A 25,578-nucleotide genomic window follows, 5' to 3' on the forward strand; every position below is an offset into this window, starting at 1 on the left:
GAGGGCAATGGGCGCGTCGCCCCCACCCGGGGGCGCGGATCGAAACAAAGACGATGCGCCCGCGACGCTTCCATTGATCGTCGCCCCCACCCGGGGGCGCGGATCGAAACCGCGCGCGCGCAGCCAGTCGGGCACCCAGAACCCCGTCGCCCCCACCCGGGGGCGCGGATCGAAACCTCATGGCCCGCCAGGTAATTCGCCCAGCCCATCGTCGCCCCCACCCGGGGGCGCGGATCGAAACCTCAATCCGCACACAGGCGGTTTGCCCGCCGGCCGGTCGCCCCCACCCGGGGGCGCGGATCGAAACATGCTGCGCTGCGATTCCGCGCGCCTTCGCGAGTTGTCGCCCCCACCCGGGGGCGCGGATCGAAACATAAGCGGTGCAAAGACCATTCCGAGTAGACCACGTCGCCCCACCCGGGGGCGCGGATCGAAACACCGTCAGCGGCGGCATGCAGCGCACGCCCGAAGGTCGCCCCCACCCGGGGGCGCGGATCGAAACTCGTCAATCCACTTCCGCCGGTAGACCGACTGCTGTCGCCCCCACCCGGGGGCGCGGATCGAAACCCCGATAGCGGGGCGCTTGCTCATGCGGAATAGAGTCGCCCCCACGCGGGAGCGGCGCGGTGGGCCGGGTATGGCCGTCTTCTCGGTGGCGTGGGGGGCGCTTGGTCTGGCTGTTCAGATTTTCCGAACCTGCTCTATTCACCGCGGGACGGGCAATCTAGAACGGTGGGAAATGATCAAATCATGGAATCGCTCGATGGCTATCTCAACTCATACCATTCGTTCGAGTGCGGCGACCGCTTGGGAAACTGACGGTGCGGTGGTGATTTTCAGGGCAGGGCATGGTGGTTTCGGTCCGAAGGCCCGGGCCGTGGATCAGGCCATCGGCGGGGCTGCCGGTCGGGCGGCGTCGGCACCGCGGTTCAGCGGCAAGTCGGGCGACTGTATTGATATTCTGGCCCCGGTGGGGCTGAAGGCACGCCGCGTGGTCGTGCTGGATCTGGGGGACCCGGCGGCGCTGACGGCGCTTTCGGCCAGCAGGGCGGGGTCGTCGCTGGCCCGGCATCTGGAAAACGAAGGGGAACAGACGGCGCTGGTTCTGTTCGAAACCCCGGCGGGTGCCGCGCTGGCGGGGAATGACCTTCTTGCCCAGATCCTGCTGGGGATACGGCTCAGGAATTATCGCTTTGGCCTGATGGCCCGAACGGAGAAGGCGTTCGATCTGACCCTGACGCTGGAACATGATGAGTCCGAGGCCAAGCCGCTTGTCCGCAGTGAGGCCGTGGCTGACGGTGTCGCGCTGGCCAGGACGCTGGTGAACTATCCGGCAAGCCATCTGAACCCGGACAACTTCGCCGATTATCTTGAGCCGCTGCAGGCGGCCGGAATTGCGGTCGAGGTGCTGGACAAGGCGGAACTGGAGCGCCTTGGCATGGGGGCCATCCTGGCCGTGGGGAACGGGTCGGCGCGGGGCCCCAGGGTGATCGTGCTGCGCTACAAGGGGGCGGAAGGCCAGCCCCTGGCGCTGGTTGGCAAGGGCATGTGCTTTGACGCGGGCGGGCTTTGCATCAAGACCGGGCCGCAGATGTTCACCATGAAGGGGGATATGGGCGGAGCGGCGGCGGTCATCGGCGCGATGCTGGCGCTGGCGCGGCAGAAGGCGGCGGTGCATGTCGTCGGCGTGCTGGGCGTGGCCGAGAACATGCTTTCGGGCAGTTCCTACAAGCCGGGCGACATTGTCACCACCATGTCCGGCCGCACGGTCGAGGTCTTTGACACCGATTGCGAGGGCCGGATGGTGCTGGCCGATGTGCTGCATTACACCGCAACCCGGTTCCAGCCGAAAGCCATCGTCGATCTTGCCACGCTGACCTATTCGGTGATGCGCGGCCTTGGCCATGCCTTTGCCGGCCTTTTCGCCACCCATGACGAGCTGGCCAATGGCCTGCTTGCCGCGGGCGAGGCAACGGGCGAGCGCTTCTGGCGTCTGCCGCTGGACCCGGCCTATGAGGAAAACCTGATCTCGCCGATTGCCGATCTGCGCCAGCATGGCCGCGATCTGGAAGATGGGGATGCCCCGGTGGCGGCAGCCTTCCTTAAGACCTTCGCGGAAGGCGTGCCCTATGTGCATCTTGATATTGCCGGAAAAGAGCTGATCGACCAGGATCGCCTTCATGCCCGCGCGGGTGGGGCGGGCTTTGGTGTCCAGCTTCTTGAGGAATGGATCACCTCGGGCGCGGCGACGAAGTTCCGCGGTTGAAACAAAAGGGCGGCCCGAAAGGCCGCCCTTTTCCTTACGCCTCGACCATCACCAGATGGCCGGGCGCCACCTCTTCGTAATGCCGCGCCGGCGGTCTGAAATCCAGCGGGCGGATCGGTGTTTTCAGTTCCTTGATCTGCTGGTTGCGGCGCAGGTGGCGGCGGCCCGGGTCCGGCACCGTGACCGCGCCGATCAACTGGCGCGTATAAGCGTGGCGCGGGCGTTCCAGGATTTCCGCGCGCGGGCCGATCTCGACGATTTCGCCCATATACATCACCGCGATCCGGTGGCTGACACGTTCCACCACGGCGATGTCATGGCTGATGAAGAGGAACGCGATGCCAAGCCGGTCCTGGATGTCGAGAAGCAGGTTCACCACCTGCGCCTTGACCGAGACATCCAGCGCCGAAACGGATTCGTCGGCGATGATCAGCTTCGGGTCAAGCATCAGCGCCCGTGCGATGCAGACGCGCTGGCGCTGACCGCCGGAAAATTCGTGCGGATAGCGCTCCAGCATGTCGCGGGTCAGGCCGACCTGTTCCATCAGCCTTGCGGCCTTTTCGCGCGCCTGGGGGACCGTTCCCATCCGGTGTTCGGTGAACGGCTCGACCAGCGCATCCCCCACGGTCATCCTGGGGTTCATGCTTGCCAGCGGGTCTTGCGGGATCATCTGGATCTCGCGCCGCTTCAGGCGCAACGCTTCGGGGCGCAGGGTGAACAGCTCATCTCCCGCCATCGCGACCGAGCCGGTCGCGTGGTCGGTAAGCCGGATGATTGACTTCCCCGTCGTCGATTTGCCGCAACCGGATTCGCCGACCAGCGAGAGGGTCTCGCCTGGAAAAATGCGGAACGAGACATTCTCGACGGCATGAACCCGCGCCACGCGCCGGTTCAGCAGGCCGCCCCGCACATCGAAGCGCGTCACCAGATTGCGCACCTCAAGGATCGGCTTCGAAAGGTCGGGGCTGCTTTGCAAGGGCAGCGCCTCTCCGGCGACGCCGGTTTTCATGTCGACCAGCGGAAAGCGCAGGGGCGCGGGCTTGCCCTTCATGCTGCCCAGCACCGGGACCGAGGCGAGCAATGCCTTGGTATAGGGTTCGCGCGGATGGGCGAAGATCTCGGCCGTTGGCCCCTGTTCGACCGTGCGGCCGCGCAGCATGACGACGGTGCGATCCGCCATTTCCGCAACGACCCCCATGTCGTGCGTGATGAACAGCATCGCCATGCCGTATTCGGCCTGAATATCTTTCAGCAGATCAAGGATTTCGCCCTGCACCGTCACATCAAGCGCCGTGGTCGGCTCATCGGCGATCAGCAGCTTCGGGCGCGAGGCCAGCGCCATGGCGATCATCACGCGCTGGCGCATCCCCCCCGAAAACGCATGGGGATAATCCTCCATCCGCCGCGCCGCATTGGGGATACGGACGCGCTCCAGCAGGGCAATCGCCTGTTTGCGGGCTTCGGCCTTCGGCAGATCGCGATGCGAGGTCAGCGCCTCGGTGATCTGATCGCCGACCCGATAGATCGGATGCAGAGAGGTCATCGGCTCCTGAAAGATCATGGCCGCCGCCTGGCCGCGAATGTGGCGGATCTTGCCCGCCTCATCGAGGTTCAGCACCTCATGCCCGGCCAGTTGGATGCGGCCTTCGACCTTGCTGGTTGCCGGGTCAAGAAGGCCCATGACCGAAAGCGAGGTCACGCTTTTGCCAGAGCCGGATTCACCGACCAGCGCCACCGTCTCGCCAGGGCGGATGTCGAAGGAAAGCCCCTCGATCACGCGGTTCCAGCTATTGCGCGCGCCAAGGAACGCGACCGACAGGTCTTCGATCTTCAGGATCGGCGCGGTCATTTCAGCAGGTTCTTTCATGCGCGGCGCATCCTTGGGTCGATCAGCAGGCAAAGAAGGTCAACCACGGCATTGGCGATCACCACGAAGAACGAGGCGTAGAGGACCGTCGCCATGATCATCGGCAGATCAAGCACCTTTAGCGCCTGATAGGTGAGCCGTCCGACCCCGTTGATGCCGAAGACCACCTCGGTCAGCACGGCCGCGCCACCGACCAGCACGCCGAAATCCATTCCGAACATGATGACGATGGGGATGATGGCCGAACGGGTGGCGTGTTTCAGCAGCACCTTGCGGCCGGTCAGCCCCTTGGCGCGGGCGGTGCGGATGAAATCTTCCTGATAGGTCTCGATGATGCCGGTCCTCAGCATCCGGCCATAAAGCCCGATGTAAAGGAAGGCGAGCGTCAGCCACGGAAAGACCATCGAGCGGAACCAGAGGCCGGGGTCTTGCGAGAAGGGCGTATAGCCAAGTGCCGGCACCCATGAAAAGGCCCAAGTGTCATGCAGCCGGTTCTGCGTGACAAGGTTCACCATCTCGCCCACCCAGAAGACCGGCATCGCGACCGCCATCATCGAAAGACCCATCAGGATCTTGTCGGGCCAGCGCCCGCGAAAGGCCGCCGCGGTGATGCCGGTCAGGATACCGCCCAGCATCCACAGGACTGCGGCGCCAGAGACCAGCGACAGCGTGGCAGGGGCGGCGGCCATCACGGTCGGGATGATCTTCTGGCCACGATTGGCGAAAGAGGTCAGGTCCTGGCTGATGAACAGCCGCTGCATCATCAGCCCGTATTGAACGTAAAGCGGGCGGTCGAGGCCAAAGTCCTTCCTGACCGCCTCGATGGTTTCCTGGGCGGCGTTCTTGCCCGCGATGCGGGCGGCCGGGTCGGAAGAGGGCGTTGCAAAGAAGATCAGGAAGGTGATGACCGAGATCCCGAACATCACCACGACCATGCGCAAAAGCCGCGAAAGGATGGCTGCCAGCATTTCAGCGCCCCCGTGCCGATTTCGGGTCAAGCACGTCGCGCAGCACATCCCCGAACAGGTTCAGCAGAAGCACCGTCACCATGATGGCAAGACCCGGCGCCAGTGACACCCAGGGGCGGGAGTAAAGCAGCGTCTGCCCGTCCTGGAGGATTGTTCCCCAACTGGCATTCGGCGGTTGCACACCGACCGACAGGAACGAAAGCGAGCTTTCTGTCACGATGTTCAGTGCCATCAGCATGGGCGCGAACACGATCAGCGTGGTCGAGACATTGGGCAGGATATGGCGCAGCAGGATCTTCCAGCGGCGGATGCCAAGCCCCCGCGCCGCCATGACGAATTCGGACTGGTTGATTGCCATGACGCGCCCGCGGATGGGCCGCGCAACGTAAGGCACATAGACGAGGCCGATGATCAGGATCGGCACGATCAGACTGCCCGATGATATTTCGAACGGCCCAAGCGCGAAGCTCTTGCCGATCATCACGATCGAGAGCGAGATCGCCAGAAGATAGACCGGGAAGGCCCAGATCATGTCGATCAGGTTGGACAGGACGCCATCCACCATGCCGCCCGAATAGCCGGCGGCGATGCCGATGATCGCGGCGCAGAACAGGCAGATCAGCGTGGACGCCCCGGCGATCAGCAGCGAATTGCGGCCACCATACAGCATCCTGGCCGCCACATCGCGGCCCTGGCCATCGGCGCCCAGCATGTATTGCGGCCCCCAGGTCGGGCCGATCGGCGTGACGCCAAGGCCAAGCCCTTCGGTTGACTGCTGCATCACGGGGGTGGGCTTGCCGTCGATCTTGATCTTTGCCGAAAGCCCGGACCGGAACGGGTCTGTTCCCGCGACATGTTTAGCATAGACCGGCGCAAGCAGCGTTGCGACCACGATCAGCATCAGAAGCCCTGCAGAAATCATTGCAGTCGGGCTGGCGATCAGCCCCTGGAAGACACGCTTCCAGGGGCCGCGCCGCGCGCCCGTCTCCTCCCCGGCGGGAACCACCGGGGAGAGAGCGCTGTTGTCAGAGTCAGGCGTCATCACGTCAGATCACTGAACCCAGGCCGTGCCGACCAGCCAGTGGAACTGGCTCGTGAACTCGTAATTGCCGACGCGGGTCGAGATCAGGTCAACGTCCTTCGGCGTGAACATCGGGACAGCGGGGGCCAGCTTCATCATGTCATAGTCGATGTCGCCCCATTCCTTCAGTGCGGCTTCCGGGTCGGTCGAACCCAGAACCATCGCCGCCTTCATGCGGTCATCAAGGCCCTTGTCGCAGATCCCCGACATGTTCACCGAGCTGTCAGATCCGGGCGTGAAGCTGTCACAGCCGAACAGGACATTCAGGAAGTTCGAGGGGGCAGGGTAATCCTGATACCATTGCGTCACCGAGATCTGAACATTGTTGTTGGTGTTCTGGATATAGGTGAACTGGATGTCGCCCGAGATCGACTGGACGGTCGCGTCATAGCCGAGATCGCTGAGCACGGTCTGCAGATAGGTGCCAACACCGCGCGAGGTGACGGAATCATCGGTCACGACGGTGACTTTCTGCCCCTTGGTGCCGGAAGCCTCGACCAGCGCCAGTGCCTTGTCCATGTCGGGGGCGGACCAAAGCTCGCCCGGATCGGCGGTGTAGTCGCAACGGTCAACATGACCGGGCATGTCGGGCGGCAGGATGGTGCAGACCGGGGTGGCCAGTGCGGGGCCGCCGAAGATCGACACCAGCGCATCGCGGTCAACCGCGTAGTTCAGTGCCTGGCGCGCCTCAAGGCTGTTGAACGGCGCGATGTTCACGTTCATCGGCGCATACCACCACGCCACCAGCGGCGAGACGCGCAACTGATCGGGGTTCGAGACGCTGAGTTCGGCCAGACGGTCGGTCGGGACCGGCTCATACATCCAGTCTGCCTGGCCGTTCAGGATCGCATTGACCGCAGCCTCTTCGGTGCCACCGAAGGTGTACTCGATCCGGTCGACATAGCCCTTGGGCTGGGCTTCCTTGCTCCACTCCTGGAAATGCGGATTGCGCACCATGATGAGCGAGGCGTTCGGGTCATAGCTTTCGAACATGTAGCTGCCGGTGCCGGGGATCGGCTCATTGCCGGCATCCTTCATCACCGTGTCGGCAGGCACGATCGAGGCGTGCGGCACGGCAAGTTTGTACAGGAATTCGGCATCCGGGGCGACGAGGTTGATGGTGATGGTGTTCGTTGCGGCATCGGCCACAATGCCGCCTTCCAGCGTGCAGGTGGCGGCTTCGGCAAGGCATTTGTCCGCGCCGACAATGCCATTATAGAAGCTGCCAGAGGTCGGGCTGGAAATCTTGAAGATCCGCTGGAAAGACGCGACCACGTCGTCCACGGTCAGATCCTTGCCATTCGAGAACTTGATCCCCTGGCGCAGCTTGAACGTGTAGGTCTTGCCGTCATTCGACAGCACCGGCATGTCCTCGGCCAGATCCGGCACCACTTCGGCGCTTTCCGGGCCATTGACCTTTTTGAACGCCATCAGGCCGTCATGCGTCCAGATGAACAGCGGCCAGTAGCGCGCGGTATAGTTGATCTGAGGGTCGAGCGTGCCTTCGGACGAAACGCCGAGCAGCTTCAGCGTGCCGCCATAGTGGCCGTCATCCGCAAAGGCCGGCTGGAAGGCGGTGCCAAGTGCCAGTGCCGCCGCGCCACACAGGATATGGCCACGCAGCCTGGTCATCAGAGACCGTGTTTCACACATTTCTAGGGACTCCCTCAGGATGAGATTGCGGTCTTTGCCGCTGTGGTTATTGCCCGGTCCGAACCGTGGCAAAGCTCTGAACGCACTCGGTACCTGCATCACATTCGGCCAGAAACGCTCCAACCTTTTTCATGCAGTCGTCAAACTCCTCAACATGCGGCATATGGCTGGAGTTTGGAAAGATATGCCATCGAACATCTTCGATGTTGTCGGCAAAGGGCTGTATCGTGGCGGGCGTGGCCTCGTCAAATGCGCCCGAGATCAGCAGGACCGGCACATTGATCCGTGAAAGACGGTCGCTGATGTCCCAGTCTTTCAGCGTGCCCGTGATGTGAAACTCGTTCGGGCCGATCATCAGGTTGTACACATGGGAATCGGCGGCCATGGCGCGGTTGGTGCGCTGCACCCCATCGGGCGCGGGGTTCAGCCTGCACACATGGCGCGCATTGAACACCTTTGTTGCGGCTTCGTAATCCGGATGGTCGGTGGTTCCCGCCGCCTCATGCAGATCAAGCACCGCGCGGGTTTCTGCGGGCAGGGCGTTGCGCAGCCGGGCGGTTTCCGTGATCCAGACCGGCATGGACGCGGGGCTGTCCGCCAGAACCAGCGCCCTGAGCCCCGCCGGACGGGTGACGGCGTGTTCCGCGCCCAGCATCCCGCCCCAGGACTGCCCCAGAAGATGGTAGCCGCCTTCGATGCCAAGATGGGCGATCAGGTTCCGCAGTTCCGCAAGGAACAGGTCGACCGTCCAGAAATCCGCGCCCTTGTCCGGCAACCGGGTCGAGTTTCCGTTCCCGATCTGATCGTAATGAATTACCGCGCGGCCGTCCCCGGCCAGGGCGGCAAAACTTTCGACATAATCCCAGGTGCAGCCCGGGCCGCCGTGGGCAACGATCAGGGGCGCGCGCCCGGACGCCATGTCGCCGGTAATGCGATACCATGTCTGATATTCACCAAAAGGTGCACGGCCCTCGGTTACCCCTGCCTGAGTCAGAATCACATTGCGCCCCTGTCGAGAGATTGGTGCCGGGCCCCCAGGTGCCCGGTTCCCGTATCATTGCCGGAAGCCCAGCAGTTGCAAGGCCTTGATCGCTTTCTCCGAAAATGACACCCGCCGCCGCTGCCCGTCGGCAAGCCGGAAGGCCGGTTTCATGCGGTGCAGGCCGGGGCCGGGCGGCGGATCACCGCGCCAGGGACAGCAGCGCGTCAAGGTCGAGATCGGCCTCGATTTCACTGGCAAGGGTGTCCAGCGCCCGGTCCAGCCGGGCCGCCTGATCCTGCGCGGGGACGGTGCCCCCCATGGCGGTCAGCCACTGGCCGCGAAAGCCATCCGCCGCGAACAGGCCATGGAGATAGCAGCCCATCACCTTGCCATCGGGCGAGACCGCGCCTTCGGCCCGGCCGTTCGGCCGCAGCCAGGGGCGCGACAGGCCTTCGCCGCTGGTCCGGCCCATGTGCATCTCGTATCCCCGCAGCGTCGTGCCGGTCAGGGCATCGGTTGCCTCGATCTGCACCAGCCGCTTGTCGGCGGTCAGAACCGTGTCCACCTCCAGCAGCCCCAGGCCCGCGGTCTTGCCCGCCGGGCCCTCGATCCCGTCCGGGTCGGCGACGCGCCGCCCCAGCATCTGGAACCCGGCGCAGAGGCCCGCCACCCGGCCGCCCCGGCGCAGATGGGCGGCGATGTCGATGTCCCAACCCTCGGCCCGCAGGCCCGCAAGCGCCGCGCGGGTGGTCTTGGACCCCAGAAGCAGCACCACATCCGTATCGCCGGGGATCGGCCGACCGGGCCGGACCCAGCGCAGGTCTACCCCCGGCTCTGCCGCCAGCGGATCAATGTCATCGGCATTGGCCAGCCGGGGCAGTTCCGGCACGGCAATCACCAGTCCGCGCCCCGAACCCGTCTGGCGGCCATGGCCCAGGGAATCTTCTTCGGGCAGGCTGCGCGCGACCTGCGACCAGCGCAGAAGGCCCAGCACCGGCCAGCCGGTTTCGTTCCGTATGTCGCGGGCGGCGGGGGCGAACACGCCCGGATCGCCGCGGAACTTGTTGACGATCACGCCCTTGCAGCGGGCGCGTTCCGAAGCCGTCCACAGGTGGTAATGTCCGATTGCCGCCGCCGTTACCCCGCCGCGTGAATCATCGCCCAGAAGAACCACCGGCAGATCGGCCGTTTCGGCCAGACCCATGTTGGAAATGTCCTGCGCCCGCAGATAACGCTCGGCCCCGCTGCCCGCGCCCTCGATCAGCACCAGATCGTGACGGTCGGCCAGACGGGACAGGCTGGCGCAGACGGCGGGCAGAAGCCCGGGCTTCAGCCGCTGATAGGCCGCGGCCGAATAGCGGCCCAGAACCCGGCCCTGCACCACCACCTGCGCCTCGACATCGGTTTCCGGTTTCAGAAGCACCGGGTTCATGTCTGACACTGGCGCCAGTCCCGCCGCCCGCGCCTGCAGGGCCTGCGCGCGGCCGATCTCGCCGCCGTCCGCCGTGACGGCCGCATTGTTCGACATGTTCTGTGCCTTGAACGGCGCCACGCTCAGGCCACGGCGGGAAAAGGCACGGGCCAGTCCCGCCACCAGCAGGCTTTTCCCCACGTCCGAGCCGGTGCCCAGCACCATGAGCCGCCGCCCGGTCATCGCGCCAGGGCCAGAAGGGCATCAAGGTCCAGATCGGCTTCCAACTGGTCGGCCAAAGCGTCCAGTGTGCGGTCCACCTGCTCCTCATGGTCAAGTCCGGATGCCCGCCCGCCCATCGCGGCCAGCCAGTGCCGGCGATAGCCGTCGGCGCCGAAGATGCCGTGGATGTAGCCGCCCATCACCCGCCCATCCGCCGATATGGCACCCTCGGGCACGCCATCCAGCCGCAGCCAGGGCCGGTCCAGCCCTGCGCCGGTGGTGCGGCCCATGTGCATCTCATATCCGGTGACGCGGGTGCCTGATCGCGCATCGGTCGCCACGACCTCAACCAGCTTCTTGTCGCGGGTCATGGTCGTTTCCACCTCAAGCAACCCCAGGCCGGCGGTTTCGCCGGCCGGCCCTTCCAGCCCCTCGGGGTCGCGAACCACGCGGCCCAGCATCTGGAAGCCGGCACAAATGCCCACCACGCGGCCGCCCCTGCGGTGATGCGCCAGGATGTCGATGTCCCAGCCCTGTTTGCGCAGCGCCTCCAGCGCCGACCGCGTGGTCTTCGACCCGGGCAGCAGCACCACATCCGCATTGGCCGGGATCGGCTGGCCGGGTTTTACCCAGCGCAGGTCCACCCCCGGCTCGGCTGACAGCGGATCAAGGTCGTCGAAATTCGCCACCCGGTCGATTTGCGGCACGGCGACGACCAGCCCCCCGCCCGCGCTGCGCCCCGGCCGTTCCAGCGCCAGCGCATCTTCGGCCGGCAGCAGCGCCGCCGCATCAAACCAGCGCGCGGCACCCAGAAAGGGCCAGCCGGTGACATTTGTCATGGTGCGGCAGGCCGGTTCGTAAAGCGCAAACTGGCCCCGGAACTTGTTGACCAGAAACCCCCGGATGCGCGCGCGTTCTGCGGGCGTGTGCAGCAGCCAGCTTCCGACCACCGCCGCCATGGCGCCGCCGCGGTCATTGTCGGTCAGCAGCACCACCGGCAAGTCGGCAGCCCCGGCGAACAGCATGTTGGCGATGTCGGACCGCCGCAGATGGGTTTCGGTGCCCGATCCGGCGCCTTCGACCAGCACCAGATCGGCTTCGGCCGCCACCCGCCGATAGCTGTCCAGCACGGCGGGCAGCAGCAGCGGTTTCAGCCCGTGGTAATGCCGCGCCGGCCAGTTCCCCAGCGCGCGCCCCCGCAGCACCACCTGAGAGCCGACCATCGCCTGTGGCTTCAGCAACACCGGGTTCATGTGGACCGAGGGCGCCAGCCCCGCTGCCCGTGCCTGCAACGCCTGCGCCCGGCCGATTTCGCCGCGCTGGGGCGCTCCGTCCGCATCGGGCGGCAGGTCGCTGTCGGCCGTGACGGCGGCGTTGTTCGACATGTTCTGCGCCTTGAACGGCGCCACCTTCAGCCCGCGCCGGGCATAGGCGCGGCACAGGCCCGCCACCAGCAGGCTTTTGCCCACGTCCGAACTGGTGCCCTGGATCATCAGCGCGCGGCCCCGTCGCGGCGGCGGCGGGTCCAGCAGGGGCACCTCGATCTTGGGCAGCGGCGGCAGGGCATCGTCGGGCGGCTGGGGGGCGGTCATGTGGCGGCGCCTTCGGTGGCGATCAGGTGGAAGAAGCTGCCCGAGACATGGCCCCGCGTGCTGCCGGTTTCCTGCACCGGGTTTCCCGAGGCATCGGTGGCCCGTGCCAGCGGCGCGTCGGGCTGGGCCAGGATCGAGGAATAGTGGAACTCATGCCCCCGCAGCGCGGTGCCGGGGGCATGGCCCGGCATCGGGGCCACCAGCGTGGCGCGGCGGTAGCCAAGGTGCAGGCGGCGGACCTGGTAGCTGGTAACCAGCCCCAGAAGGCCCGCCATCCGGTGACTGGTCCCCGAGGCATCCACCAGCGCCTCGCCCAGCACCATGTAACCGCCACATTCGCCATGGACGGGTTTGGTCTGCGCATGTCGGCGCAGGCCGGACAGGAAGGTTTCGGCCGCCGCCAGCCGCCCGGTGTGCAACTCGGGGTACCCTCCGGGCAACCAGACCAGATCGGCCGAGGGATCGGGGGCCTGATCGTCGAGAGGCGAGAACGGCAGCACTTCGGCCCCCGCCCGGCGCCAGCCTTCCAGCAGATGGCGATAGACGAAAGAGAACGCCACGTCGCGCGCCAGCGCGATGCGCTGCGCCGGCGGCAGGGGCCAGGCCCCGGCCGGGGGCGGGCCGGCTGACCGGGCGGCACCGATCAGCGCGGCCAGATCGGCATGGTCACGCACGAAGGCCCCCAGCCGGGCGATCAGCGCCTCAAGCCGGGGATGTTCGTCTGCCTGCACCAGGCCAAGGTGACGTTCCGGCAGGCTGAGATCGCTGCGGCGGGGCAGGGCGGCCAGCACGGGAATGTCCAGTCGCGCCATCTCTTCGCGGACCATCACCTCATGCCGGGCACCGGCGACGTTGTTCAGGATCACGCCCGCCAGCGGCGGCGCATCGGGGTGGCGGGCGAACCCCAGCGCAACGGCCGCGGCCGATTGTGCCTGGCCTTCGACGTTCAGCACCAGAACTACAGGCCAACCGCAAATCCGGGCCATTTCGGCGGATGAGCCGCGGCCGCGGCGTCCGGCCTTCGAGGTGCCGTCGTAAAGACCCATAGAGCCTTCGGCGATCACCAGATCGGCGCCATCGGCCTGATGCCGGACCGCATCCATCAGGCTTTGGTCCATCGCCCAGGAATCAAGGTTGAAGGACGGCCGTCCGGCTGCCAGGCCGTGAAAGGCGGTGTCGATGTAATCGGGACCGTTCTTGAAGGGTTGCACGACAAGCCCCCGATCACGCAAGGCCCGCAACAGGCCCAACGTCACGGTTGTCTTGCCTGCGCCCGAATTCGGGGCCGCGATCACCAGCCCCCCGGGCCAATCCGTCATGGCCAAAGCCCAGGAACCGGCGAAAGAGTTTCAGGCGGCATGTCGTCCCTCATGTTCAGGGACAAGGTGGAAGGGCGGGTGCAGCCACGGCCAGACCCGACACCGGAACACCCCGTCCGGTCAGCGTCGTTCGGCGCTGGCAGGTCTCCCGGCTTGCGGATCTCAGGGGGGGCTTGCCCCTGGCGGTAACCCTGCCTTCCCGGCCGGTCAGGCCAGTGGCGGTGGGTGACCTGTCCGGTCACGGTCGCGGGGGCGGCTGTGTTCTGGGCCAGGCGGCCACGGACACATTCCCTTTTCACCTGTCATGAAGACAGGCACCAGCCGGGCGGTGATGCGCCCGTCGCGTTCAGGTTGTCAAGCCCGCCCCGGATGCCGCAGCAATTGGCCGCAATCCGGCCCGGCTGCAGGCGGCTGATCCTGCGAGAATGGCGACCGCGCGCGGTCCTGTGCTGAGGTCGCCATGCCGGCTAAGCTTGAGCTCCTCCTCGATCCTTGGACAGTTCTCCGGCTGATTTAAGCTACGGCCTGCACCTGCTGATCGGTTTCGATTGTGTTGAAGTAGACACGGCGGGCGGCTGTCCGCCATGGGCGGCGTGGGGCCGCTGGTGATTGTAGAAGGTGATCCATCGGCCTACGCCGGCCTTTGCCTGCGAGCCGGTCTCCCAGGCGTGCAGATAGACGCATTCATCCTTCAGGGACCGCCAGAGACGCTTGATGAAAATGTTGTCGAGGCAGCGCCCCTTGCCGTCCATCGAGATCCGGGTGCCGACCCGTTTCAGTCGGTCGGTCCAGGCGAAGGACGTGAACTGCGATCCCTGATCGGTGTTCATGATCTCGGGCGGGCCGAACTTGTGGACTGCCTCGTTCAGCGCCTCGACGCAAAAGTCGGCTTCCAACGTGTTCGAGATGCGCCAGGCCAGAACCTTCCGGGTGTGCCAGTCCATGATGGCGACCAGATAGAGGAAGCCCCGACGCATGGGCAGGTAGGTGATATCGGCGCACCAGACCTGATTGGGCCGCTCCACCCGCAGACCGCCCGGAAGATAGGGGTAGGTCTTGTGGTCCTTCGCGGGCTTTCTGGTGTCAGGCCTCTGGTAGATCGGCATCAGGCGCATCAGTCGCCGGATGCGCTTGTCGTTCACAACATGGCCCTCGTTCTGCAAATGCCATGTCATCTGCTGTACACCGTAGAACGGTTTCTCGAAGAACTGCTTGTCGATCACCACCATGATGTCGAGGTTCATGGCCGTCTCGCCCATCAGTTCGTAGTAGAACGACGACCGCGAGATCGACAGCAGGCGGCATTGCGCCCCGACTGACAGGCTCGGGTGGTTCTTGTCGACCATCCCGCGACTCACTTGCCGATCCAAGGCTTGAGCTTTCGTGACAAAAAATCGTTGGCCACAGCCAGCTCCCCGATCTTCGCGTGCAGCGCTCGCACCGTATCTTCGTCGACCTCAGGGGATTTCTTGCCGCCCCGCTCGAAGATGTCCGCCGCGCCGTCCAGCAAAGCTTTCTTCCATTGGTGGATCATCGTCGGATGCACGCCGTATTCGGCGCCCAGTTCCGACACTGTGCGCTCGCCCTTCACGGCCTCTAGCGCTACGCGGGCCTTGAATCCCGCGCATGGTTCCTGCGTTTCTTCATGCCCTGATCTCCTCGTTCTTGGAGACCAGCAGCCGTCAGATCATAGCTTCCGTCACTGTCCGATTTTCGGGGGGAGCTCATGAGGGAAGGGCTGGCGTACCAGTGCAGCCCATGCGTACGACGATCCGTTCTGCATGTATGGGATAACTCGTCTCCACTGGCTGACCGCGCAAAAGGGTTTTGGTACGCCAAGAAACATGCTCGACAACTGTATAAAGGCGCCATCACACATATTCAAAGCGAAGGCGGCAAATGGATTTGCTTACGCCTGGTTCGAAGTGGAACTCTCAAACGTTCCGATGTAAGTTTGCTGAGAACAATAAAAGAACAGGATAACCCAGTGACAGAGGCTGTGAGGTTCACGAAACGCTATGGCGACGTTGGGAAGGCCAAATCTGACGGGGCAACCTACACACCCAGAGCTCTTGCTGACTTCGTGGCCGCCCGCATCCTAGCAACCGCCGACCTTGCATCTGGACGGGCCATAAGGGTTCTTGACCCTGCCATAGGACACGGCGAGTTGCTCCTCGCTCTACTGGACCGAATTGATGGGCCTGTCGAAGTCTTCGGATTTGAGACAGACCATTTGGCGTTGGCTGAGGCTCGCAGGCGCCTGTCTCGCGAACATCCACAGGCTGCCCTAAACCTTCGCCTTGGCAGCTTCTTGGACCATGTGCTTGACGACTTCACGGACGGGCTGTTCGGCAGCCCGGAACGTTATCACATCATCATCGCCAACCCACCGTATGTACGTACACAAATCATGGGTGCCGACCGTGCGCAGCAACTCGCCCAGCAGTTTGGGCTGACCGGGCGCGTCGACCTGTACCACGCCTTTCTGCTTGGCATGGCGACAGTTTTGGCACCCGAAGGTGCGGCGGGGTTCATCGTTTCAAACCGATTCATGACGACAAAGGGCGGCGCATCCGCGCGCGCCGAGATGATGACTGGCCTCAGGCTGCGCGAAGTTTATGACTTAGGCGACACAAAGCTGTTCGATGCTGCAGTGCTGCCTGCCGTGCTTATCGCTCGTGGCGCAGGTGTGGAGGCTGCCGCGCCGTCCTTCTTGACAATCTACCAGACAAAAGACGAGCCTGCGCATACGGCCGCTGACCCGATAGAAGCCCTTGGGAAACAAGGCGCGGTGGCTGTTCCCGATGGCCGGACCTTCCTCGTTCAACACGGGACGCTGGACACGGGTGGGGATCCCGCCGGGGTGTGGCGTCTGGCGTCGGCAGGCGTGGAAAGCTGGTTGGCAACCGTGGAAAGGCACACTTGGGGCACCTTCCGCGACATTGGCAAGATCAGGGTCGGGATCAAGACGTGCGCCGACAAGGTGTTCCTGCCCAAGAAATGGGAACGCGAGCTTGAGCTGCACCGACCTCTGACGACGCACCACAACGCGCGGCGCTTTCGGCCCGAGCCACACAACCGGCTGGTCCTGTACCCGCACCACGCGGTTGATGGCAAAAAGCAAGCCGTGGACCTGTCACAGTACCCGGCCAGCCTCACATACCTTGAGCAGCACCGGCGGACCCTGGAGGACCGCAGCTATGTAATTGAGGCCGGGCGACAGTGGTATGAAATCTGGGTACCGCAGAACCCGGCGGATTGGCCCGGGCCGAAGCTGGTGTTCCGAGATATTTCCGAGCAGCCCACCTTCTGGATGGACCTTGAGGGGACGGTTGTGAATGGCGACTGCTACTGGCTGACCGGCGATGAGGACCTGTTGTGGCTCGCGGTGGGCGTGGCCAACTCCACCTTCATCGAGCGCTTCTATGACCTCCGCTTCAATAACAAGCTCTATGCGGGGCGGCGGCGGTTCATCACGCAGTATGTCGAGCAGTTCCCCCTCCCTGACCCCGCCAGCAGCGGCGCACGAGAGATTGTGACTGCCTGTCGTGACCTGTACGCCCGGATGGCCGATGGCCCAGACCCAGCGCTTGAGCAGCGTATTGACAGAATGGTGTGGGCAGCGTTCGGACTACCTGTCGAAGAAGTCTGACGGCAGCGGTATCTGGAGCTTCTTGTTGAGGACCTTTCCGCCAAACTGCGGGAAGCGAGAGAAGAAGCTAGCCCCTGTCGTCAGGTACAGGTGCGTCAGAGTGACCTCAGCCCCGTTAGTATGGGCATAGAACAGGGCATAGCGAACGTCGCAGTGGCGGACCTGCGTTCCGGCGATCTGCGGAACGTCCAGAGGCTCCTCACTGGCCGGTCTCACCAAGCCAAGGTCGATGGTTGGTGAGGTCTGTAGCTTGACCTCCAGCAACTGGTTCCGAACATCGGGAAAGCGCCCATCGTCGCGGTAATCGGCATAGCCCAGAAGCTCGCAGACGATGCGGTGCAGCGCGGCGCCCCTGTTACGCTCCTGATCCCAACCCGCATCAGGGAAGGACTGGCCAACCGCGCCGCGCAACCTCTCGAAAACTTCGCCAATTGGCAGGAGGAGGCCGTGTGCGGGATGGTGTATCGGGCTCACGGTCTGGGCTAGGTTCGCCCAGGCCCGGGTGTGGGGCAGGAGGGAGTCGGTGTCGGTCGGGGAGGTCAACTCCTCGGATGCCAACCCCGGGATCAGCCTCGCCTGATATTTCTGTGTCAGGGTGCCAGTGGTGTCGAGCTGCGCCAGCTCCTCGCCGTTGACGACCTTTACCCGTACGATTTGGTCTGCGTCATCGACACGCAGGATGACATAGCGGCGCGTCGGGGAGAGCTCCTCGTTCCAGACTTGGAGGTTGTTAGACTTCTGGGCATAGGTGTCGAACATCTGGCCGACAAAGCGGGGTTGGGTCTTCTTGAAGCTTGGGGGCACAGGGTAGCCCAAAGCGCGACAGACGTTCTCTTTGATCACCTTTGATCGTGTCCGGAGGGCCAAGCCGGCCAGGCTGATACCCCGTAGCCGCTCGTCCAGCAGCCCCTCAAGTTCGGGTGTGGGTATCCACAGGTCGGGGTCGCCAATTTCAATGGGATCGTAAATCGTAAGAGCACTATCGGCGATTGCTCGCGCGTAATCCTGACTCATCGTGCCTCAACATTCTCAAGTTCTTTAGAAGGCTAGCAGTTGGATCAGTGATCCTCTAGGTTCCAGACTCAATCAAGTCCACCAGATGATGACGGCTGCGATTGCGACGGCTCATGCGAAGTTGATGGCGAGTTTGTCGTATCGGGTGGCGATGCGTCGCCAGTCCTTGAGACGGCAGAAGGCCCGTTCGATCAGGTTCCTGTCTCGTTAGGCTTGGGTGTCGTAGGGGATAGGGAGTTTTTGTGACTTGGTCGAGGGGATGACGGCCTCGGTTTTGGCTGCGGCCAGACGGTCTCGCAGGCTGTTCGCGTCATACCCCTTGTCGGCGAGAAGACGGTTCGGCGCGGGGCATTTGTCCAGAAGCGTCGGAGCTTCGGAAATGTCGGCGTGGTTTCCGGGGCTGAGGGTGAAGGCCACGGCCCGCCCGCAACCATCTGTCAGGGCATGGATCTTGGTGGTTGGACCGCCACGCGAGCGCCCGATGGCCTGAACTTTCGCCCCCCTTTTCCGCCGTGTGCGGAGCGATGCGCGCGAACGGCGGTGCTGTAGATGCTGAGATCGCCCGGCAGTTCCGCCTGCGCCGCAAGGGTTGCGAAGATGCGGCCCCAGAGGCCGCGATGGCTCCATGGGTTGAAACGGTTGTAGATCGTAGTGGAAGGGCCGTAATCGGCCGGGCAATCCTCCCACCGGCAGCCGACCCGCAGCACATGGATGATGCCGCTGATGACGCGCCGGTCATCCACCCGCCGCGCGCCCGGTTGGTTCGAGGGCAACAGCGGCTCAATCGCCGCCCAAGCACGGCCCGATAGCCAAAATCCCGCCGACATGACTCACCTCCCTGCGAAACATGGCAACCCGTCCATGTCCATCCGAAAATCCACCGGCCCAGTCGCAAGCTAAATCCTAAAATTGCCTGAGGGGGATATCATCTTGGGCCCCTTTCCATTGCTCTGCTGAATGCGTGGTATGGCGTATCGGTCATCAACATGCCGCGACTTCCATCGCCTTGACGAGCTGGATCAGATTTTTGATGGGATAGTCTGCGAGCAGGACCAGACTACTGACCGCGCCGTGGACATGAATGCAGCGTATGTCCGCCGAGGATGGTGATCTTGCAGGGGCCGCGTTTCCTATCGGAGCTTCCTCAATACGGACCTGAGCGAAGGAATTGATCGGTCGTTCGGCTTCTTCGTCGGAATTGCTCTTTGCCCACCATTTATAGATGAGAGATCGCGCAAGCTGACCCTCCGGTTCGACTTGCTGGACAGCCAATTCGCCAGCGTCCAATTTTTCAATGATGAAATTATTGAAACCAGGCGGCCAGATGTGGCGCCCGGTCGAGCTGATGGGAATCGTGAAGCCGAATGGCTGGAAGGGGGATTGTCTTCGGCCATGCTGTCCTCCGGGTTCGGGGCAGCATAGCACGGGCGCAGACCCGTCTTCAGAGCCTGCGGGCGGGGTCAGATGCAACGCTTACGGCTCGTAAACCGTTGACCAAGTGTTGACAAGAATTTGGAACGACGAAAGCCGAGCGTTATGATCGGCTTTGAAGTCTTTGATAAGACTTGTAGTTTTTGCGAGGGCAGGATTTGAACCTGCGGCCTTCAGGTTATGAGAGCTACCCAAGCGTCCGGAATATCCGCGTCTTTTCCGATTTTAGCCGATTTTCAGGTCAGCAACGTCGGCGTCGTATCGCGTGAAACATCCGTAAGCCGATGAAAGAAAATGGGAATCCAGATCAACCCGTCAGCTACACTGCGCACGTCAAACAGGCTTCCGGTAACATCTACTGTAAAAGGCGGCACCGCGGTGCCGCCTAGGTTGGTTAACAAAGATTTCGCCTGCCGTGCCGCTAACGCATGGCGCGACAGACCACGCTCGCCTTAAGGTTACGTCGGCAAGCTGCGCCAATGGGCGCAGACATGCTCGATGCAACCGAACCGACGGCGCGTATAACGCCTGATCCAGATATGTCAGGTCATGCCCTTCTCCTTTCTTGGGAAGAGGGTTTCGCTTGATGCGGGCCGAAATTTGTGGAACACTCAAGTTGTTGAATCGAGGATGTCCACGGGCTTCGGCCCGCTATGATGTTCACCTATATGGGAAGCCAAACCTGCCAGGGTTTAGCTTTTCCTGTTTAAGGTCACCCGCGCCGGGCGGTTTTCAACGCGACGGACCCAAGTCTCTTCTCATCGTCACCTCCGTGGCATCTTGGCGGGACTACCCTTGTCGCCTGACAATCCGTGTCAGGCGACAAGGGTAAGTATCTCAATCAAAGTTGCATGGCATTAATTTAAAATAGATTTGTTTCGTTTTTTGACATGAAGGGTTATCTCAAACGACATCTGAATTTATCTCACTTCACGTCATCTTCACCTTTATTACAGATTTGGCGCCTTTCGGTTCGTATGAGAAATTCCGGACAATGAGGGGTTCCCTTGGTGCAGAGTGCGTGGTCTGATGGACGTTAGGCCCCAAAGAACGACCCAGCGGCGGTGTGTGGCCGTCCCGCCAGAAGGCAGGCCTAGGCCTGATGTGATTGATGGCCCATTGGTACACTGCCGACCTGCATTTTGGTTGTGGCAGCATCGTCGCGAACGCGCAGCGCCCGTTCCGTGACACCAGCCATATGGACTCTGTGCTGGTCGAGCGGCTTTGGGAGAAAGTCGGCCCCGGGTATGACCTCTGGATCGTGGGCGACTTCGCGTTTGGACCGAAGGCGAAGGACGAAGACTGGCTGCTGAACCTCTTCAGCCAGTTGCCCGGCGCGCGGCGGCATCTGATCGTCGGCAACCATGACGGCCGGCTGACGCAGGCGCTGCCCTAGGACAGCGCAGCATGGCTCGCTGAGCTGAATGATCCGGCGGCCGACAAACCTGTCACGCTCTGCCACTACCCGATGATGACCTGGAACCACGCACGTAAGGGGGCTCTGCATCTGTTCGGCCATGTGCATTGCAACTGGCAGGGCACCGCCAACAGCGTGAATGTCGGTGTCGATGTCTGGGGCTTTTACCCTGTCACCCTGATTGACGCCGCTCGCCGCGCAAAATCCTTGCCGCAGCACAGGCACTGGAAGGATGTGGAGCCGCGCGCCTAGGCAGATATGGCCGGGCACAGGCCTTTCCTACACGCAGGGGCTTCTTCGAAGGGCGGTAATGCCCCAGCTTCCCAGACGTCCGCCTCGGTCGGTTTCAGCTGCTTGTTTCCACACCAACGTGCGACGCCAAGCCACTGTAGTGAAGACGGCCCTTTGCCGTCGGTCGAGTTCTTCGGGTGCAGCACTGCAGCATTCCCGAAGCAGCCGTTCGCAGCATCTTGAGATGCCTAGGCAGCAGCAGTATCTGGCCATCGGTCCATTTGTGGGCAAGACACTTCAGCAAATTCCTTGTAGGATTCACCGAAGCAGCGCGAACTCTGATTGATTGAACAATGGCGAGAAGTGACCTCCTGATAGCTCTTGTGCGCGCCGGTGCAGTCGGTGATCGGGACATGCTGCGGTCAACGACCGAGGCCTTGGTGGCCGAGGAGCGCGCTCAGAACCATCACATCGTTGCTGATCGGCTCGAGAGGGCGATGTCGAATGTCCCGGTCTCACCACCAACGCTGACCTCGGCTTCTTTGCAGTCCGGGGCGGGCAAAGACGCCATTCTGGAAATCGAACCGCAGACCAGGATGGAGCAGCTACTTCTGCCGCTCCCTGTCCAGGAAAATGGCCGTCAGCTGGTGCAGGAGCATGTCAGAGCCGATGTGCTGCGCGCTCATGGATATGAGCCTCGTCACCGTGTTCTCCTGTCTGGACCTCCCGGCAACGGAAAGACGTCTTTTGCCGAATCCGTGGCCGAAGCTCTCGGCCTTCCGTTCCTCATGGTACGCTACGATGCGTTGATCGGAAGCTATCTGGGTGAGACAAATACGCGCCTGCGCAAACTGTTCGACTATGTCCGAACCCGGCCAAGCGTCCTTTTTTTTGATGAGTTCGACTCAATTGGCAAAGAGCGGGGCGATACGCATGAAACCGGAGAAATAAAGCGGGTTGTTTCGTTCCTACTGATGCAGCTCGATCAATTGCCGAGCTATGTGATTGTTATCGCTGCGACTAACCACGGCGAACTGCTGGACAAAGCAGTGTGGCGACGATTCCAGCTGCGTCTCGATTTTCCAGCGCCGGACAGGGCCCGAGTCGAAGAATATCTTGACCGCGTGATCGCTCATTGGCCAGATAGACCAAGCCTCACGATCCGCTCCATTGCCGGAAAGCTTGGGGCGGTAAGCTATGCCGAAGCGCTCGATTTCTGTCAGAGCGTGCGTCGAAGGCAGATATTGGGACTGGGAGAGGTGTCTGTCGACACGGCGCTGAAGATCGAACTCGATCTCTGGACCTCCCGAGTGAGGCCGGAGGCACTACTGGATGGTCAGCGACCCGAGAAAACCACTTCTTCGGCTCGAGCCCGGAAAACCGCAGGGACGTCTGACAAGGGATAATCCCGGCTTCCCGCAGGGGCCCGAGAAGTTCGAGCGGCAGGCGCAGGGACAGAGACACGGACCCAAGTTCCAGCGTTTGGCCGATGTGCTTGCTCGGGATCCTGCTGGACTTGAACTCAAGCAAGATCCCACAGCACTCGCGCCGGAACGGTTACTCGTCTTCGAAGTGCGTGGAAGCATTCAAGACTTTGCCCGCGCGATCACGAAGGTGGTGGGCCTTGAGCTGATCGATGAGGAAGATCTGCCCTCCGACGAGGACAAGCAGCCTGTTGCCTATCTGCTGATACCCGACGCCAAGGCCTTGGAGCAAATACTACGTCTTTGGTCTATCTGGTTGGAAACCGGGGAAGTTCCTACGGGCTTCACCCCATGGCGCAACGTGTTTGACTGCCTGCGCGATCTACGGCCATGGGGACCGTCCGACAGGGTTCAGGGCACTGATCGTGACATCCTGAGTGCGCAGATCGCCGAGCGCGCTGATGACGAACTGATCACACTTGAAATTGAGCTGGTCTTCCGCGCGCAGGCCAAAGCCGGAAGGTCGAACGAAACTGAGGTTGAAACGGCAATCCAGTCGCGCGGCGGAAATATCATCAGCCGGGCAAGGCTCGACGACATCGCTTATCACGCCCTTCTGGCGCGCCTGCCCGTAAACGCAATCCGCGCGATCATAGATCGCGCTCAGTCAAGCGTCGCGGGTCTCGATCCTGTTATGCATATCCGCCCGCAAAGCGTGGCGACAGCGTTGGATGTGGAAGATATGCTGCCCATTGGGGCAGTCGCACAGAGCGAAGAGCTTTCGCCCGATGCCATCCTGGCCTTGCTCGACGGAGTTCCTGTCGCGGCTCATCCGCTCTTGCGACAGCACTTGATCGTCGAAGACCTCTTTGGTTTGGAACCCGAAGCAATGGTGAACCAGCGTGTGCATGGCACCGCGATGGCCTCCCTTATCATTCATGGTGACCGCAATCGGCCTGAGGCACCGTTGCCCCGCCGTATTCACTGCATCCCAGTTCTCGGAGCCGCTGACGCGTTTCCGGAAGACAGGCTGATTGTCGATGTCATTTATCAGGCAATCCTACATATGCGGGAATCGGCGGAACCTACCGCTCGCCACGTCATCATCGTCAATTTGTCACTGGGAAATCGACATCGACAGTTTCAGGGCCAGATGTCGCCCTGGGCGAGGCTCCTTGATCGGCTTGCGTATAGGTTCGGGATTCTCTTTCTGGTCAGCGCAGGAAATATCATCAGGGATTTTGAAATCCCAGGTTACACGACAAGCGTAGATCTTGAGGGAGCAACGCCGGATGCCCGGTCGTCGGCGCTTATACAGGCGCTCGCGAATATTCAGGCAGATCGCCGATTGCTGGCTCCAGGGGAGACCGTCAACGGACTAACTATCGGTGCCAAGAATTCAGACTGCGTCTCGGCTGCGGATCGTGTGTTCGCGCGGACAAATGTTGATCCCTATCCCTGGCTGGATACATCAAATCCTTCCAGCGCACTGGGACCCGGCTTCGCTGGTTCCGTAAAGCCCGACATTCTAATGCCCGGTGCGCGAGAACATCTGCGCGTTACAGCCAGCGGCAGTGGAGCGGCGATCCGGGTTGCACCGGGTCGTCCGGGTCGGGGAGCCGGACTTAAGGTTGCCGCACCTCCGTCCAGTCAAGGATTGGAAGGCGCCGAGAGCTACACCAATGGCACGAGCGCTGCGACCTCTGTAGCATCGAGAACCGCACATCGGATCCATGATGCACTGGAAGCAGCATATGGCGAAGCATTTCTGTATCTGCCCCCACGAAACCGCGCGGTATTGCTAAAGGCGCTCCTGGTACACCCGGCCAGATGGCCGGACGCCACGGCGTCCTTCGTACGTCGACTCCTCGGGCCGCATGGCAGGGGGCAGGCCCCGAGGCAAAAAGACAATATTCGTCGGTTCGTCGGATATGGATCCGTCGACCCCGATGAGGCCGTCACATGTGCTGCGGATCGGGCGACGTTCTGGGCAACGGGTGAATTGGGCCCGGAGCAACGCTTGGCAGTTTCAGTGCCGATACCGGCTGCCTATGGAGGTAAAGCCATGCCGCATTCCTTGTCCGCAACCCTAGCATGGTTCACGCCGGTCCTCGCCGGGCGCCGATCCTATCGAACGGTAAGGATGAAGATCCTTGATCCTGACGACATCGACCGCCTTAGCGTAAAAGCGCATGGCGATCAGCCCGATCTAAACCAAACCAATCGCGGCAGCGTCTATACTCGCTCTTGGCGCGGCGATGGGGCCGCCGTTGTGGCGGCCGACATGAGTTTGCCCTTGTGGGTTCAGCGTGAGCCAGATCAAGGAACCCGCCTAGACGAGGCGGTCACCTTTGGCTTGGCCGTTACGATCACAATGCCCGGCGTGAACGAAATTTACGACCAAGTGCGTGATCGCTTGCGTGATCCGCAGCGCACACATGTCAGATAGCAGCGGAATATTGATGGCAGGTCCAGTGCCTTGAGCGCCACGCGTTGAGTAATTAACGACCTTTGCGAGACGCTGCGGGCGCCATGCCGCGCTGCAGCCTTCCAGTTCTTCGCGCATTATGTGTGTGTTTCGGCGTACAAAATTGACCCCTTAAGGAGGGTTATTGGCGTCCAATTTTGACCCCCCTGAAGTTCTATCCGCCCGTTCGCTTCGAGGCTGCAGCGCCGATCTAATGGCGTTCCATGTTCGCCATGGCGAGCAATTCCATCGCTCTGACCCGAAGTTCAGGTGGGCCGGACGCCGCGATTTCTGCCAGCCGCTTCATGACAGATTCGAAGTCCAAGAAGGTACCGACGTTTTCGCGCTTGAGGACGAAGTAGCGACCTCGGTCACTACTATCGACAGATGACACAAACATGCCTAGGGCACTGACTAGACCATCGTCAGTTTTGGTAACCAGGGCAAGGACGCTAGTAGGTCCGTCCTCATAGCCTGCCTGATGCTGTCCCTGACCGTGGTGTAGGTTCTGGCTGAGGTGGTCACCGGGGATGTTCGGTTAGGGTCTGGTTGCTTACGCCAACCCAGGACCGAGAGGACCA

General features: G+C 62.6%; 16 protein-coding genes, 2 pseudogenes, 1 CRISPR repeat array and 1 riboswitch. Of the genes and pseudogenes, 6 read left to right on the plus strand and 12 right to left on the minus strand.

Translation table 11 applies throughout. The annotated features are described in order from the left end of the window. Positions 1-15 precede the first annotated feature (15 nt). Positions 16-567: a CRISPR direct-repeat array (repeat unit 31 nt; unit sequence GTCGCCCCCACCCGGGGGCGCGGATCGAAAC). Between the two features lie 196 nt (positions 568-763). Next, a complete protein-coding gene (locus tag C5F44_RS08660) occupies positions 764-2,266 on the plus strand; it encodes a leucyl aminopeptidase (protein WP_107673298.1) in 1,503 nt (500 codons plus the stop codon). 34 nt (positions 2,267-2,300) lie between these two features. Here the strand turns inward: C5F44_RS08660 and C5F44_RS08665 are convergent, their stop codons facing one another. From C5F44_RS08665 to C5F44_RS08705, 9 genes and pseudogenes are all read right to left on the minus strand, one after another. Beyond that, entirely contained in the window at positions 2,301-4,133 is a 1,833-nt protein-coding gene (locus tag C5F44_RS08665; RefSeq protein WP_181318231.1) for an ABC transporter ATP-binding protein, read from the minus strand. Further along, positions 4,130-5,101 (minus strand): ABC transporter permease, encoded by a 972-nt coding sequence (locus C5F44_RS08670; RefSeq protein WP_107673139.1) that lies wholly within the window; start codon positions 5,099-5,101, stop codon positions 4,130-4,132. The genes C5F44_RS08665 and C5F44_RS08670 overlap by 4 nt, the downstream gene beginning before the upstream one ends. A 1-nt stretch (position 5,102) precedes the next feature. After that, positions 5,103-6,143, minus strand: a complete 1,041-nt coding sequence (locus C5F44_RS08675; protein ID WP_107673140.1) for an ABC transporter permease — start codon at positions 6,141-6,143, stop codon at positions 5,103-5,105. 9 nt (positions 6,144-6,152) lie between these two features. After that, positions 6,153-7,814, minus strand: coding sequence for an ABC transporter substrate-binding protein (locus C5F44_RS08680; RefSeq protein WP_228156723.1), 1,662 nt, complete (start codon positions 7,812-7,814; stop codon positions 6,153-6,155). 67 nt (positions 7,815-7,881) lie between these two features. Continuing rightward, complete coding sequence (locus tag C5F44_RS08685) at positions 7,882-8,835, minus strand: proline iminopeptidase-family hydrolase (RefSeq protein WP_268876920.1); 954 nt, start codon at positions 8,833-8,835, stop codon at positions 7,882-7,884. A gap of 181 nt (positions 8,836-9,016) precedes the next feature. Then, positions 9,017-10,471, minus strand: a complete 1,455-nt coding sequence (locus tag C5F44_RS08690) for a cobyric acid synthase (protein WP_107673142.1) — start codon at positions 10,469-10,471, stop codon at positions 9,017-9,019. After that, positions 10,468-11,943, minus strand: a complete 1,476-nt coding sequence (locus C5F44_RS08695; protein ID WP_412917538.1) for a cobyric acid synthase — start codon at positions 11,941-11,943, stop codon at positions 10,468-10,470. The genes C5F44_RS08690 and C5F44_RS08695 overlap by 4 nt, the downstream gene beginning before the upstream one ends. A 95-nt stretch (positions 11,944-12,038) precedes the next feature. Continuing rightward, entirely contained in the window at positions 12,039-13,361 is a 1,323-nt protein-coding gene (locus tag C5F44_RS08700; RefSeq protein WP_107673144.1) for a cobyrinic acid a,c-diamide synthase CobB, read from the minus strand. Between the two features lie 135 nt (positions 13,362-13,496). Further along, a riboswitch (cobalamin riboswitch) is annotated at positions 13,497-13,683 on the minus strand. 196 nt (positions 13,684-13,879) lie between these two features. Further along, positions 13,880-14,952, minus strand: a pseudogene (locus tag C5F44_RS08705) (IS3 family transposase). A gap of 135 nt (positions 14,953-15,087) precedes the next feature. Here C5F44_RS08705 and C5F44_RS08710 point away from each other — a divergent pair. Next, positions 15,088-17,013 carry an Eco57I restriction-modification methylase domain-containing protein gene (locus C5F44_RS08710; protein ID WP_107673145.1) on the plus strand — a complete coding sequence of 642 codons (1,926 nt, stop codon included), beginning with the start codon at positions 15,088-15,090 and terminating at the stop codon, positions 17,011-17,013. On the opposite strand, the gene C5F44_RS08715 is transcribed toward C5F44_RS08710, so the two are convergent. The 3 genes and pseudogenes from C5F44_RS08715 to C5F44_RS17815 all read right to left on the minus strand — a co-directional run bounded on the left by C5F44_RS08715 (position 16,993) and on the right by C5F44_RS17815 (position 19,497). Continuing rightward, the gene (locus tag C5F44_RS08715) at positions 16,993-18,027 is read right to left on the minus strand and encodes a restriction endonuclease (protein WP_107673146.1); all 1,035 of its coding nucleotides are present in this window, start codon (positions 18,025-18,027) and stop codon (positions 16,993-16,995) included. The two genes, C5F44_RS08710 and C5F44_RS08715, sit on opposite strands and share 21 nt — an antisense overlap. 111 nt (positions 18,028-18,138) lie before the next feature. Continuing rightward, positions 18,139-18,854: pseudogene (locus C5F44_RS08720) on the minus strand (IS5 family transposase). A gap of 154 nt (positions 18,855-19,008) precedes the next feature. Continuing rightward, positions 19,009-19,497 (minus strand): hypothetical protein, encoded by a 489-nt coding sequence (locus C5F44_RS17815; RefSeq protein WP_146161919.1) that lies wholly within the window; start codon positions 19,495-19,497, stop codon positions 19,009-19,011. Positions 19,498-20,569: 1,072 nt separating this feature from the next. On the opposite strand from C5F44_RS17815, the gene C5F44_RS18150 reads away from it, so the two are divergent. The 4 genes from C5F44_RS18150 (at position 20,570) to C5F44_RS08735 (ending at position 24,979) form a co-directional block, all read left to right on the plus strand. Further along, entirely contained in the window at positions 20,570-20,854 is a 285-nt protein-coding gene (locus C5F44_RS18150) for a metallophosphoesterase family protein (RefSeq protein ID WP_235822578.1), read from the plus strand. A gap of 72 nt (positions 20,855-20,926) precedes the next feature. Beyond that, complete coding sequence (locus C5F44_RS18155; RefSeq protein ID WP_235822579.1) at positions 20,927-21,127, plus strand: metallophosphoesterase family protein; 201 nt, start codon at positions 20,927-20,929, stop codon at positions 21,125-21,127. Positions 21,128-21,459: 332 nt separating this feature from the next. Beyond that, positions 21,460-22,512 carry an AAA family ATPase gene (locus tag C5F44_RS08730; RefSeq protein ID WP_107673147.1) on the plus strand — a complete coding sequence of 351 codons (1,053 nt, stop codon included), beginning with the start codon at positions 21,460-21,462 and terminating at the stop codon, positions 22,510-22,512. Beyond that, positions 22,439-24,979: a S8 family peptidase gene (locus C5F44_RS08735; RefSeq protein ID WP_219908671.1), complete on the plus strand. Its 2,541-nt coding sequence runs from the start codon at positions 22,439-22,441 to the stop codon at positions 24,977-24,979. The genes C5F44_RS08730 and C5F44_RS08735 overlap by 74 nt, the downstream gene beginning before the upstream one ends. Positions 24,980-25,578 lie beyond the last annotated feature (599 nt).

It is taken from the genome of Fuscovulum blasticum DSM 2131 (assembly GCF_003034965.1).
GTDB lineage: Bacteria > Pseudomonadota > Alphaproteobacteria > Rhodobacterales > Rhodobacteraceae > Pseudogemmobacter > Pseudogemmobacter blasticus.

Excerpts from the sequence above, each read along its gene's own strand:
- C5F44_RS08695 (WP_412917538.1), bottom strand. The coding sequence starts at position 11,943 with ATGATCCAGGGCACCAGTTCGGACGTGGGCAAAAGCCTGCTGGTGGCG.
- C5F44_RS08680 (WP_228156723.1), bottom strand. The coding sequence starts at position 7,814 with ATGACCAGGCTGCGTGGCCATATCCTGTGTGGCGCGGCGGCACTGGCA.
- C5F44_RS08665 (WP_181318231.1), bottom strand. The coding sequence starts at position 4,133 with ATGAAAGAACCTGCTGAAATGACCGCGCCGATCCTGAAGATCGAAGAC.
- C5F44_RS08670 (WP_107673139.1), bottom strand. The coding sequence starts at position 5,101 with ATGCTGGCAGCCATCCTTTCGCGGCTTTTGCGCATGGTCGTGGTGATG.
- C5F44_RS08700 (WP_107673144.1), bottom strand. The coding sequence starts at position 13,361 with ATGACGGATTGGCCCGGGGGGCTGGTGATCGCGGCCCCGAATTCGGGC.
- C5F44_RS08710 (WP_107673145.1), top strand. The coding sequence starts at position 15,088 with ATGAGGGAAGGGCTGGCGTACCAGTGCAGCCCATGCGTACGACGATCC.
- C5F44_RS08735 (WP_219908671.1), top strand. The coding sequence starts at position 22,439 with ATGGTCAGCGACCCGAGAAAACCACTTCTTCGGCTCGAGCCCGGAAAA.
- C5F44_RS08730 (WP_107673147.1), top strand. The coding sequence starts at position 21,460 with ATGGCGAGAAGTGACCTCCTGATAGCTCTTGTGCGCGCCGGTGCAGTC.
- C5F44_RS08675 (WP_107673140.1), bottom strand. The coding sequence starts at position 6,143 with ATGACGCCTGACTCTGACAACAGCGCTCTCTCCCCGGTGGTTCCCGCC.
- C5F44_RS08690 (WP_107673142.1), bottom strand. The coding sequence starts at position 10,471 with ATGACCGGGCGGCGGCTCATGGTGCTGGGCACCGGCTCGGACGTGGGG.
- C5F44_RS08660 (WP_107673298.1), top strand. The coding sequence starts at position 764 with ATGGCTATCTCAACTCATACCATTCGTTCGAGTGCGGCGACCGCTTGG.
- C5F44_RS08715 (WP_107673146.1), bottom strand. The coding sequence starts at position 18,027 with ATGAGTCAGGATTACGCGCGAGCAATCGCCGATAGTGCTCTTACGATT.
- C5F44_RS18150 (WP_235822578.1), top strand. The coding sequence starts at position 20,570 with ATGGCCCATTGGTACACTGCCGACCTGCATTTTGGTTGTGGCAGCATC.
- C5F44_RS18155 (WP_235822579.1), top strand. The coding sequence starts at position 20,927 with ATGATGACCTGGAACCACGCACGTAAGGGGGCTCTGCATCTGTTCGGC.